12 protein-coding genes are annotated in these 12,481 nt (G+C 39.3%); 4 read left to right on the top strand and 8 right to left on the bottom strand.

What is annotated here, in order from left to right:
• Positions 1-30: 30 nt before the first annotated feature.
• A complete protein-coding gene (locus tag ACSVDJ_RS05755) occupies positions 31-744 on the top strand; it encodes a response regulator transcription factor (protein WP_439169479.1) in 714 nt (237 codons plus the stop codon).
• Positions 741-2,489: a sensor histidine kinase gene (locus ACSVDJ_RS05750; protein ID WP_439169480.1), complete on the top strand. Its 1,749-nt coding sequence runs from the start codon at positions 741-743 to the stop codon at positions 2,487-2,489. The genes ACSVDJ_RS05755 and ACSVDJ_RS05750 overlap by 4 nt, the downstream gene beginning before the upstream one ends.
• A 49-nt stretch (positions 2,490-2,538) precedes the next feature.
• Here the strand turns inward: ACSVDJ_RS05750 and ACSVDJ_RS05745 are convergent, their stop codons facing one another.
• From ACSVDJ_RS05745 to ACSVDJ_RS05710, 8 genes are all read right to left on the bottom strand, one after another.
• Positions 2,539-3,249 carry a DsbA family oxidoreductase gene (locus tag ACSVDJ_RS05745; RefSeq protein WP_439169482.1) on the bottom strand — a complete coding sequence of 237 codons (711 nt, stop codon included), beginning with the start codon at positions 3,247-3,249 and terminating at the stop codon, positions 2,539-2,541.
• Positions 3,250-3,363: 114 nt separating this feature from the next.
• The gene (locus tag ACSVDJ_RS05740; RefSeq protein WP_439169483.1) at positions 3,364-3,804 is read right to left on the bottom strand and encodes a peptidylprolyl isomerase; all 441 of its coding nucleotides are present in this window, start codon (positions 3,802-3,804) and stop codon (positions 3,364-3,366) included.
• Positions 3,805-3,987: 183 nt separating this feature from the next.
• A complete protein-coding gene (megL, locus tag ACSVDJ_RS05735; protein ID WP_439169484.1) occupies positions 3,988-5,175 on the bottom strand; it encodes a methionine gamma-lyase in 1,188 nt (395 codons plus the stop codon).
• Positions 5,176-5,347: 172 nt separating this feature from the next.
• The gene (locus tag ACSVDJ_RS05730; protein ID WP_439169485.1) at positions 5,348-6,814 is read right to left on the bottom strand and encodes a nicotinate phosphoribosyltransferase; all 1,467 of its coding nucleotides are present in this window, start codon (positions 6,812-6,814) and stop codon (positions 5,348-5,350) included.
• A 17-nt stretch (positions 6,815-6,831) separates the two neighbouring features.
• Positions 6,832-7,377 (bottom strand): cysteine hydrolase family protein, encoded by a 546-nt coding sequence (locus ACSVDJ_RS05725; RefSeq protein WP_439169486.1) that lies wholly within the window; start codon positions 7,375-7,377, stop codon positions 6,832-6,834.
• A gap of 14 nt (positions 7,378-7,391) precedes the next feature.
• A complete protein-coding gene (locus tag ACSVDJ_RS05720) occupies positions 7,392-8,189 on the bottom strand; it encodes an NUDIX domain-containing protein (protein WP_439169487.1) in 798 nt (265 codons plus the stop codon).
• Between the two features lie 177 nt (positions 8,190-8,366).
• A complete protein-coding gene (locus tag ACSVDJ_RS05715) occupies positions 8,367-9,977 on the bottom strand; it encodes an FMN-binding glutamate synthase family protein (protein ID WP_439169489.1) in 1,611 nt (536 codons plus the stop codon).
• A 313-nt stretch (positions 9,978-10,290) separates the two neighbouring features.
• Positions 10,291-10,914 carry a superoxide dismutase gene (locus ACSVDJ_RS05710; protein WP_439169490.1) on the bottom strand — a complete coding sequence of 208 codons (624 nt, stop codon included), beginning with the start codon at positions 10,912-10,914 and terminating at the stop codon, positions 10,291-10,293.
• 341 nt (positions 10,915-11,255) lie between these two features.
• Here ACSVDJ_RS05710 and ACSVDJ_RS05705 point away from each other — a divergent pair, with 341 nt between their 5' ends.
• On the top strand, positions 11,256-11,789 hold the full coding sequence (locus ACSVDJ_RS05705) for an Hsp20/alpha crystallin family protein (protein WP_518620211.1): 534 nt from the start codon (positions 11,256-11,258) through the stop codon (positions 11,787-11,789).
• 193 nt (positions 11,790-11,982) lie between these two features.
• Positions 11,983-12,417: a MarR family winged helix-turn-helix transcriptional regulator gene (locus tag ACSVDJ_RS05700; protein WP_439169493.1), complete on the top strand. Its 435-nt coding sequence runs from the start codon at positions 11,983-11,985 to the stop codon at positions 12,415-12,417.
• The last annotated feature ends 64 nt before the right edge of the window (positions 12,418-12,481 follow it).

Genomic DNA, 12,481 nt, shown 5'->3' with positions numbered 1-12,481 from the left:
TGCTACTATAAGAAACGAGGTGTATAAAGAATGGAAAAAAGAAACATTTTGCTTGTGGATGATGAAAAAGCGATTGTTAAGATGATTGAAACGGTGTTACGTAAAGAAGGGTTTGAACATATTTATACCGCCCACACAGCGAAAGAGGCTTTCGCGATCGTAGAACAAAAACAAATCGACTTGATCGTGCTCGACGTCATGCTTCCGGATCACAGTGGTTTCGAACTAGCTCCTAAAATTCGCGAAATCTCAGAGGCATATATTTTATTCGTTACAGCGAAAGTGTCTGATCTCGACGTATTAACAGGGTTTGCTACTGGTGGAGATGATTACGTCACAAAGCCTTTTAATCCTCTTGAAATTGCCGCAAGAATTAAAGCTCACTTTCGCCGATTCGCTACTGCCGGAACGTTACCCGTAGAGAATCGGCCGAAACAATATCATTTTGGACACTTTTTATTAGATGAAGATAAAGGAGAATTAATCGTTGAAGGACGAACGGTTTCTTGTCCGACTCAAGTGTATTTACTTTTGCTGTATTTGTGTAAACACCCGAATAAAGTCTTCTCTAAATCAGAGCTTCTTGAGGCGGTTTGGGGATTCAATCATTACGTCGATGACAATACTGTACCCGTTCATATTAGACGAATTAGAGAGCGAATCGAAGTGAGCCCAAGCCAACCACAATACTTATTAACAGTTCGTGGACTTGGATACAAACTTGTTCAAGGAAAAATCACATGAAACCATTACGAAGAAGGTTAATTTTTCATTTTTCTATTCAATTCGTTACATTGTCGATCGCGATCATTGTTTTATTTTTCACTTTATTTTTTGGATTCATAGAATATGTAGCTAATCAAGAGCTTCGCAGAAATTATCCAGCTGGTATTTTAGAATATGTAACAATGGAAACAGCCATTGAAGAAGAAAAAGCTAAAATTGATGCTAAATGGAAAGAAATCTTAAAAGAACAAGATATGTGGGTTCAAGTGGTTAACTACGAAGGAAAGGTCATCGAAGCGAGCAATACGCCATCCTCACTGCCTAAACAATACTCCTTTGGAGATATTTTACACATTGAGCAGCATAAACAGCTACATGAATATACCGTCTTAGCAGAAATTGACAACACTTACGAAACCCCTTATGTGTTTATGGTCGGGTATATAGATCAGCCGTTACACATCCTTAAAGATCTTATGACGACGTATAATCATCAAGGGCATATTTCTAGCAGTGACAGGGAGGATCTTGAGGAAGAACTCAAACATTTAGACGGTACGCTTCAAATTGTTAATAAAGATGGAGAGATTATTAACACGATCGGTAAACCGATGAACACAAAAAAATATGAGCCGTTAGCTATCGTATCTAAAAAAATGACACCTGGTATTTATTCAACGACCACATCTGTTCATACAGATCCATCTACAAATTATACTTGGCTTCTGCATCTACCAAAAAAGAAAGATAAAAATCAAACATTATCCGTTATGGAGGAATATGCCCTCGGCTTTGGCGTTGTCGGTGCGATCATTCTATTCATCACTCTTAGCCTATCCTTTTGGAATGGCTTTCGTTACGGCCAACCGCTATTTATTTTTACAAGCTGGCTAAAAAGAATGGAACAGGGAAATTATGAAGAAGTGCTAACAGAGAATGAAAGGAAAAAAATCTTTCGTAAAAACGGAAAAGTGCGAATCCGCTATCGTTTGTACAAAGAAGTGATCAATGCCTTTTATGCGATGGCCGAAAAGCTCGATTCATCTGTAAAAGAACGAGCTAAACTAGAAAAAACACGAGAAGAATGGATGACAGGTATATCCCACGACCTTCGTACCCCACTATCCACAATCCAAGGGTATGGACATTTATTAGAAAGCGGCCAATACGATTGGTCGAAAGAAGAACTGGAAGAAATGGGGCAAACCATTCGCGAAAAGGGTGAATATATGCTTCATTTAATTGAAGACTTTTCACTCGCCTTCCAGTTAAAAAACAATGAACTTCATCTTGCAAAACAACCGATCGAAGTGAATGAGCTTCTTATAACAATTACGTCTAAATTTATTCATGATCGAACGTTGCAAGATTATCATTTTCATTTCGACCCTATAATGGCACAGGTAGAAATAGAAGCCGATCGAAAGTGGTTTGAGCGCATGATGGATAATTTAATTTTTAATGCGATCAAGCATAATCCGAGCGGAACAACTGTAACAATTCGCTTCTCCCACTCAAAAGATGGCTTATACATTTGGATTGAAGACAACGGCATTGGCATGGATGAAGATACAATGGAGCAATTATTTGAACGCTACTATCGTGGAACAAATACAGACGAACGAATCGAAGGAGCCGGCCTTGGCATGAGCATTGCTAAACAAATCGCCACTCTTCACGGTGCTAGTGTAAACGTTCGTTCACAAGTTGGAAAAGGAACCATTGTAGAAATCTACTTTCCAGCAAGCCGAATTCTTTCGTAAAAACCGAACAAAAACCAACGACCTCAAGTATGAAGTCGCTGGTTTTTGTTCAAATATCACAACCTTCATCTGTACAAGTGGAACCTGTCGCTTTTGTTGACAAATCCGTTAGAACAGGGCTTTCATTTTCTTCTTCCCATACTTTTTCCAAAGCGTTTAGGAAAGCTTCAGTTGGCTGAGCACCTGAAATAGCGTATTTTTCATTAATGACAAAAAACGGAACTCCTTGCACACCGAGTTTTCGTGCTAAATTCTCATCCGCTCTTACTTCTTCAGCGAAACGATCGCTGACAAGTAGCTCTTGCACACTCTCTTCGGGTAACCCTACTTCTTTCGCTAATCCCACAAGTACAGCTTGATCATTCACGTTCATTGAGTCGGTGAAATATGCTTTTAATAAGCGCTCAACCATTTCTTTTTCTTTGCCTTGCTCCTTCGCATATTTAGCGAGTCGATGAGCTCGAAACGTATTCACCGATCTCATGTTGTCAAAATTAAATGGTAATCCTGTTTCAGCTGCTTGACGCTTAACATTTTCCGTCATCTGTTTTGCTTGCTCTACGCTCGTTCCATACTTTTCAGCTAACGCTTCATAAATATGTTGTTCATCTTCCTGCTTCGCATTCGGATCGAGCTCATAGCTTTTATACACGACGTCCACTTCGTCTTTATGCGGAAACTGCTCCAAAGCCTTTTCTAACCGACGCTTTCCGATATAACAGAAAGGACAAACGAAATCAGACCATATTTCAATTTTCATCCTTACACCCCTTTTCATCGTTTCCCGCTCATTTTAACATACTCCCATAGGTTTTTATGCTTCTCATGCTTACATGAAAAAAGAGAAGCTCGTCGCTTCTCTCTTTCCGCTTATTTATTCAGCATCTACTACCGTTACTTCCTTCATCACATCGCCATTTTTCATCGCAAGAACCGTTTCAAGTCCAGACGTCACTTTTCCAAATACAGTATGAACGCCATTTAAATGAGGTTGTGGCTCGTGAACGATAAAGAATTGGCTGCTACCTGTGTCTTTTCCAGCATGAGCCATCGAAAGACTTCCTGCTTCATGCTTATGAGGGTTGCCTTCTGTTTCACATTTAATCGTTGTACCGCTACCGCCAGCACCTGTACCTGTCGGATCTCCTCCTTGGCTCACAAAGCCTGGGATGACGCGGTGGAACACCACACCATTGTAAAAGCCTTCATTCGCTAACTTCTCGAAGTTGGCTACTGTATTCGGTGCTTCATTCGGGAATAAATCAAATTCGATTTTTTCACCGTTTTCCATAATGATTGTTCCTTTTTTCGCCATAATATCGTCTCCTTATGTAGTAGTTTTCAGTTTCTACTATAACGGACAGACGCACGAAAGAAAAGCTTAAGACTTTTTCTTTTTTAAATGAGAAGAAAACCGATTAAAACGCTAGTGAATGTCACAATCAAAAAAACAATCAGATTTCCTTTAATCGAGTCACCCTCTTTCTTGAATATAGAATTATCTGCTATCAGTCAATGCTTGCTCAAGGTCTTGCCAAATATCTTGTTTCTCTTCAAGACCGACCGACAGACGGATGAGTTGGTCGGTAATGCCCATTTGTTCTCGAATTTCTTTCGGTATACTAGAATGCGTCATCGTCGCCGGGTGCTGAATTAGCGTTTCTGTATCCCCTAAGCTAACAGCAATTTTAATGAGTGAGAGTTTGTTTAGTACAGCTTGAGCCTCTTTTTTGCTGCCATCGATTTCAAAGGAAATTAGCCCTCCCCCGGCTTTCATTTGTTTATTCATAATCGCGTAATCTTTGCTTTCTGTATCCCCTGGATAGAACACCCTTTTCACGAAGGGGTGCTGCTTTAATTGTTCAGCAATATAAGCCGCATTTTCACAATGACGATCCATTCGAACAGGCAATGTTTTCATTCCTCTTAACAAGAGCCAAGCATCGAATGGAGAAATCACTCCGCCAATATCTTTTAACGTCGTCATCGCTACTTGCTGAATAAACTCCTTCTTTCCAACAGCAAGACCTGCAATCACATCGCCATGACCACCGATAAATTTCGTTGCACTATGAAGAACGACGTCACATCCAGACTGTAACGGCTGTTGTAAATACGGCGAGGAAAAAGTGTTATCAACGACCACTGGAACCCCCTCTTCCTTCGCTACTTTCGCCACCATCTCTAAATCAATTAACTTCATCGTAGGATTAATTGGCGTTTCGACGTAAATACAAGCGGTTTCAGGTCGAATCCGTTGGCGAATTTGCTCCTCCGTCTCCATCTCACAAAAGTCATGCGTAATGGCATATTTCTCTTTCATCAATTCCAACAAACCAAATGTACAACCGTAAATACCTTGCGAACATATAATATGGTCTCCCGCTTTTGTTAAAGAAAATAAAATCGCAGACACAGCTGCCATCCCTGAACCGAAGGCGAGTCCTGCCTCCGCTCCTTCAAGCTCCGCAATCCGCTCCTCTAACGCTCGTACGGTCGGATTACCTAGCCTTGAATAAATATACCCCTCCTCTTCACCGGCAAATCGCTTCTCCCCTTGCTCCGCGCTATCAAAGGTAAAAGTAGAAGTTTGAAAAATTGGTGTCGACAAGCTACCTAAATGCTCCTTGGCATCATAGCCTGCATGAATAACCGACGTTTCCATGTTCATATATTGTTTTTTCATTACGTTTCGCTCCTCCACATAGATGTTTGTTTTTTCTAAATTATATAATTATTAATAGTATATCGCAAAAACAAACAGAAATCTCTCATAGATAAGATAAAAAAACACGATTCTTCTATCTGTATTCGATAAAAGGATCGTGTGAAAAGTAGTGATTCATCTTTCTTTTAATTTATACATCCATCTTTTTGACTTTTTGCCAAACTTCCTCGATGTTCTTCATTTTATTATCCCAGCAAGCTTGACTTAAATCGACGGGATATTCTTCTGGATTTAAAGAACGCTTATATTCTTTCCATAAAAGCTGTAAGTTTTCTTTCACATATTGTTGAATCTCTTTAATTTCCGGCATATGATACACAAGTTCTCCATCAACAAAGATTTGTTCATGAAGCTCTTTCGCTTCAAAATTGGTCACAAATTTTGAAATGAACGTATGAACAGGGTGGAACATTTTCAGGCGCTGTTCTTCTTGCGGATTCTCACCCTGCATTGCAATATAATCTCCCTCTGCTTTTCCATTCGCTTTATTAATGATACGATACACTCGCTTCAAACCTGGAGTGGTTACCTTTTCTGGATTGCCGGAAATTTTGATTGTATCCTCCATCTCTCCTTGTTCATTTTCAATCGATACTAGTTTATACACAGCCCCTAAAGCCGCTTGGTCAAAGGCAGTGATTAGCTTCGTTCCAATGCCCCAGCTATCGATTTGTGCTCCTTCTGCCTTCAAGTTCATAATCGTATACTCATCAAGATCATTCGACGCAATAATTTTCGTTTGAGGGAAGCCGGCATCATCTAGCATTTTTCTCGCTTCCTTTGATAAATACGCTAAATCTCCACTATCTAAACGAATACCGACGAAATTGATACGATCTCCTAGCTCTTTCGCCACTTTAATTGCGGTTGGTACCCCTGATTTCAGCGTATCGTATGTATCCACTAAAAAGACGCAATTGGTATGACATTCAGCATACTTATGAAAAGCAATATATTCATCTTTATACGTTTGAACGAGGGCGTGGGCATGTGTGCCTGATACCGGAATACCAAACAGTTTCCCAGCTCTAACATTGCTAGTACCTTCAAAGCCACCGATAAAAGCGGCTCGTGTTCCCCAAATGGCCGCATCCATTTCCTGTGCGCGGCGACTGCCAAACTCCATCGCTGCTTCTTCGCCAACGACTTGTTTGATTCTCGATGCTTTCGTCGCAATCAATGTTTGGTAATTCACAATGTTTAACAAGGCTGTTTCAATAATTTGCGCCTCAGCAAGGGAAGCTTCTACGCGAAGAATCGGTTCGTTTCCAAACACAAGCTCTCCTTCTTTCATAGAAAAGATCGTGCCAGTGAACCTCATCTGTTGCAAGTAGGCGAGAAAATCTTCTTCATAGCCAACCTCGTTGCGTAAATAGTCAATGTCACTATCGGTGAACTTAAAATTTTGCAAGTAGTCCACGATTCGTTCTAACCCGGCAAAAACGGCATAGCCATTTCCAAATGGAAGCTTTCTAAAATACAATTCAAATACCGCTTTTTTGTCGTGAATGCCATCGTTCCAATACGTTTCAGCCATGTTAATTTGATATAAGTCTGTATGTAAGGCTAGCCCATCATCTTGATATCTTTTGCTCATATTTATCCCCTCCAAATTTAAACCACCTTTGCTCCTAAACAAGCTTCAAAATGACCGAGTGCCCATTTATGGCCTTGCTCATTAAAGCTAGCGACCGCCTCTTTATGAATGACGATATCATATCCTTTATTATAAGCATCTACCGCTGTATGGAGCACACAAATATCTGTACAAACACCAATAATATGCACTTCAGTGATACGACGTGCTCGCAGTTTTATATCAAGATCTGTCCCAGCAAAAGCAGAGTAACGCGTTTTATCCATATAATAAAGGTTGTCATCTTCTTGACATCTCTCATACAGCTCTTGTAACTGACCATACAATGTGCGCCCGTTCGTACCTGCAATATTATGGGGTGGAAACAGCTTTGTCTCTGGATGATAAGCATCTTGCTCATGATGAAGGTCAATCGCTAAAACAACATAATGCTCTTCTGTCAAAAACTGTTCTGTGATCGAAACGAGTTTCTCCTCAATGTTTTCAGCCGGTACCCCTACAGGTAACGCTCCATTGACAAAGTCATTCGTATAATCGACATTAATTAATGCTTTCTTACTCATCCTGACCACTCCTTTTATTTATAAATACTTTTAATTGGTACATATTCATTAAAGCGATAGAGCTTCGTTTTATATTTCGAATTTCTTTGCGTCGTCTTTGGTTGACCGTTTTCTAGTGTGACGAGTTCAAGAAACGGAAGACGCGGTGCTTTCCGCCAAAAAAACGGTTCTGATTTCACAACTTCATCGACGATCTCCTCCGATACGCTCAAAATCACACTTCGCAATTCCGACAGAGTAAACTCTTGCGGAAGAAACTCTTTTGCCAGCGTCGTCTGTAGCATATCCACTTGGATGATTCGCAAGGCGTCTTGAATAATTTCTTTATGATCAAAAGCGAGCGGTAATTCCAACGCTTCTTGAACGTGAAATAATTGAACATCCGCTGCATCATCACCGGCTTTTCTCTCAACAAGCAAATGTTCTGGAACGACCGCGTAATGAGCATTCGTAATCATCCACCCTCTAGGATCTCTTCCCTCTTTATCATAGACTCCGTAATGCTTCAAATGAATCCCATGAATACCCGTTTCTTCCGCTAACTCTCTCAGCGCCGCTTCGAAGGCCGTTTCATGAGGTCCAACAAACCCTCCAGGAAGCGCCCATTTGCCTCCTTCTATATTCGGTTGACCTTCTGCATTTTCCATTGCTCGTTTAATTAACAAAATGCTTAGCGAACGTCCTAACTCTGTCTTTTCATTTCGAGTAATCGTGAAAATCACAATATCACTCGTGTAACCATCGGGTGTACGATACTTTTTTACATCATATGCTTCTAGTGCCTCTTGATCACTGATAAACTCATTTGACAAAACAATCCACCTCAATACTTTCCCTCTAAAATAATGATTAATGATTCGTTAATCAAAAAATACTATATACACACTAAAAAAGCAAGTTTTATTTTAATTTTCTGTTTTTTTATAATAAAAAAGTCCACAGAACTGTTCATATGTTCTGTGGACTTTTCAACTGATATTAATCGCCCTTTACCCTACAAAAGAATGCTCTTTCATTCGTTCAGACGTTTCATCCTGTACAATTTTTTGTAGTGATGTCACACGCCCATAAGCATCTTTGAAAACGATATGCTCTTTAGAGAACTGTGTTGGGTTATCGATTCCAGTAGCTGCAGAAATATTGTACAGCCCTTTTCTCATAGCGATTACATAGTTAGCAACACGATACTTTTTCTCATCAATAACGAGCGCACGTTGTAATTCCGGATCTGTCGTCGCCACACCGACTGGACATTTATTCGTATGACAATGCTGAGCATTAATACAACCGACAGAAAACATAAATCCACGCGCAATACTTACTAAATCCGCTCCCATCCCTAAAGCTACAGCTACACGATCCGGTGTAAACAATTTACCTGAAGCAAAAATTTTCACTTGATCGCGCACACCATGTTGACGCAAAGCTTTATCTAGCAAAGAGAGGGCGCTTTTAATTGGCAAACCAACACTATCAGCTAACTCTTGATAGGTAGCACCTGTACCACCTTCCCCGCCATCAACAGTGATAAAGTCAGGGTTTTTTCCTGTTTCCTTCATATATTTAGCTAATTGTTCCACTTCATCATAGGCACCGACAACGATTTTAATTCCTACTGGCTTCCCGCCTACTTGCTGCATTTCCTCAACAAATTCAAACATAGATGCTAGATCATTAAATTGATTGAAGCGGTTTGGACTATCAACGGTTTGATATGGTTCAACCCCGCGAATTTCCGCAATATTTGGCGATACTTTTGATCCATCAATATGACCGCCGCGAATTTTCGCTCCTTGTCCCAATTTTAATTCAAATGCTTTAATTTGTTCAATCGCGCTTTTTTCTTTAAATTTCTCCCAAGAAAAATTCCCCTCTGTATCACGCACACCGAAAAGTCCCGGACCAATTTGCATAATAATATCGGTATTTCCTTGTAAATGATAAGGGGAAACCCCACCTTCCCCAGTATTCATCCACGTCCCTTGTGCAAGACCTAAACCTTCTGATAAAGCTGTAATCGCATTTTCACCAAGGGCACCGTAGCTCATTCCACTCATACCGATTTGTCCACGAACGAAAAAAGGCTGCTTTCTCTTCGGACCGACAATAATCGTATCTTCTTCTTTTAATAACCATGGATCAGCTGACACTTCTTCCGCATGTTCTTTACGGTTGATAAGGCTCTCTTTGTCAATAATATATTTCTTTGTTGAAACCGCTTCCTCATTATCAACAGCTAATTCTGCTTTTTGCTTAGGAAACATCGCATTTCGAATATAATAACCTTCTTTATCAAAGTCACGTTTAGAGCCAAATGGAATCACATAATCTAAATATTTAGATGGCAATACAACATTTAAGAAATCCATACGTGAGTACGGTTTACTTTCAGTATCATTATCAAAGAAATATTGCCGAAATTCCGGCCCAATAATTTCAAACAAATAACGAGCCTTCCCTAAAACTGGGAAATTACGTAAAATAGCATGTTGTTTTTGCTTATGATCCGATTTCCATAAATAAACAAAGATAACTAATGGCACAACGATCGCCAATAAAATAATTGATACAATGACTAGAAAAATCCCTTCTAAAGACATACTAAATAACTCCTCCTACATAGCTATCAATAAGGTGAAAACGAGCCGTTCACCTTATTCCCCCTAATCGAACACCAACATTTGTTATATTATATAATTATGACAGTAACCGATCTATTTATCGCCGATATGAAGCAGCTCCTTTATAAAATAATTAAGGTTGATAGAAAACGCTTTCATTGGGAAATCTATCTTCATTTGTAATTATATCAGAAAAATTTTTTATGTACATTCCAAAAACGGTATTAAGTCCGTAAAAAAAAGCCTCCTAGGTTACCAGGCCCAGGAGGTTATTATGGCATTCCAATTACCCTTATGCAATTTGACGCTTAGCTTTTAAATACAATTCATTCACTACATCCCAATTGACCGTGTTCCACCAATTGGCTACAAACTCTGGACGTCGATTTTGGTATTTCAAATAGTAGGCATGCTCCCACACATCGACTACTAATAAAGGCGTCTTCCCTTCCATTAGCGGTGTATCCTGATTAGCTGTACTCATCACAGACAGTTCTTCACCGTCCATCACTAACCAACCGTAACCACTGCCAAATCTTGATATCGCTGCTTGCGATAGCTTGTCCTTGAAATTATCAAAGGAGTTGAAATAGTGATCAATCACTTTGGCGATATCTCCATTTGGCTCACCGCCTCCACTTGGACTCATTAACGCCCAAAATAGACTATGACTATAATGACCTCCACCGTTGTTTCTAACAGCGGTTTGGATTTCTTTCGGAAGCTCTGATAGATGAGAAAGCAAATAGCCAAGAGATTTCTCTTGTAAACCTTCATATCCTTCCAACGCATGATTTAAATTGTTCACATACGTTGCATGATGCTTCCCATGGTGAATTTCTAACGTTCGACCATCAATGAACGGTTCTAATTCATCATAATCATAGGGCAATTTCGGTAATAAAAAACTAGACAACTTAGTCCCCTCCTCTCAAACAAAAGTTTACTTAGGTAAAAATATTTTACCTTATGCAAAATTTATCGTAAATAAATAGAAATGTCAACCATTTTTCTCCACGTTGAATGAAAACGGAAGACAAGCACCTGTCATACCCTCCCCTTTTTCTTCATAATGCACATACAGCCAACGCTAAGTCCCAAGGCTCCAATTCATCTTATGGCGATATTGCAGACCCAATACACGTAAACTCTACCCAATTTTAATCATTATCATTTGATTCCTTTTCTCCGCTGCTGTCATATAATAATTAGAGGACAGAAAAAGGAAGAACATCTATGTCCTTTATTATTAATATCATGAATATGAAAACGAAAGGAGTGAACCTTATGTTTCCTTTTCAGTCGCCCTTCTCTTCTAATGAAGAATGGCAAAAGTGGATGAAACAATTTAACCAAGGTGATATTGAAAAATACGTACAGAACGTCTTCGCACAATCGATGCCAGATTCTTTACAGAAACAGCAAAAATCATTAGACTTTCTTAAACACACTCCTTTTTCCTCTACTAATCATCAACAACCGATCGATTCGTCTCCGAAGAAAGAAGCTCCAACCATCCATATTTCTGTCTTTGAAACACATGAAGATGTGTATGTAAAATTCCCAGTAGAAGATGCTTCAATGTTTTCCCATTTAAAGATTTACCATACATCGAATCAAGTCATTATTGAAGGTATCCCCACACCTGAGGATAAAAAAGTAGTCATTCTCCCAGCTATCGTGAAGAAAAAAGGAGCCGTCACTCATTTTAAAGAAGGCATTCTGCAAATTAAAATCCCAAAAGATATTGATTTACAATATACCGAGATCAATGTGCCTGATTTGGAATAAGCATTAATAGCTGGTAAGTACAAGGAGGAATGAGCCTTGGATTTTGAAAAGTTTAAACCCAGAACAAAAAAAGCAAGTGACTCTCCTATAATAACTGGAGTCATTTTTTACAACGCCAAACTTAGTGATTGACAGTCTACATCTCATTGATTACACTATCATTGTTAATAGTATGTATAGCAACTATTTGTAGGTGATCAATTTGAATGTATCCTTAGATGAATATATTAGTATTTACATTCATCAAACCGATTTACTCATTACGAGTGAAGTGAAAAGTAGACTAGCTCCTTTCAACATCGCTCCAGAACAGAATTTAGTGATGATGCTCCTTTGGAAGAAAGATGGACTAAGCCAGCAGGAGATTGCTGAACAGCTAAAAAAAGACAAGACTAACATTGCCCGCATGCTACTAAACTTAGAGCAAAAAGGGCTCATTCGTAGAGTGTGCTGTCAGCATGATCGCCGCTCTCTCAAAGTATTTCTTACAGAAAAAGGAGCCGACCTTAAAGAAATCATTATTCCGATCGCGAAGGAGATTAACAAGCAAATTTACAAAGGAATTTCAGAAGAAGAGTTGCAAACTGTTAGAGCTGTCTTATCAAAAATGCGTGAGAATTTGCGATAGTTCTCATTCTTTTTGAGTCCTTAAAGTTGCTATAGCAACATCTTAAATTCAAATATTTTTCTAC

Origin of the sequence: Bacillus sp. Hm123, assembly GCF_051842975.2 — a bacterium.
GTDB lineage: Bacteria > Bacillota > Bacilli > Bacillales > Domibacillaceae > Bacillus_CE.
This window is presented reverse-complemented; position numbering and strand designations above follow the sequence as displayed.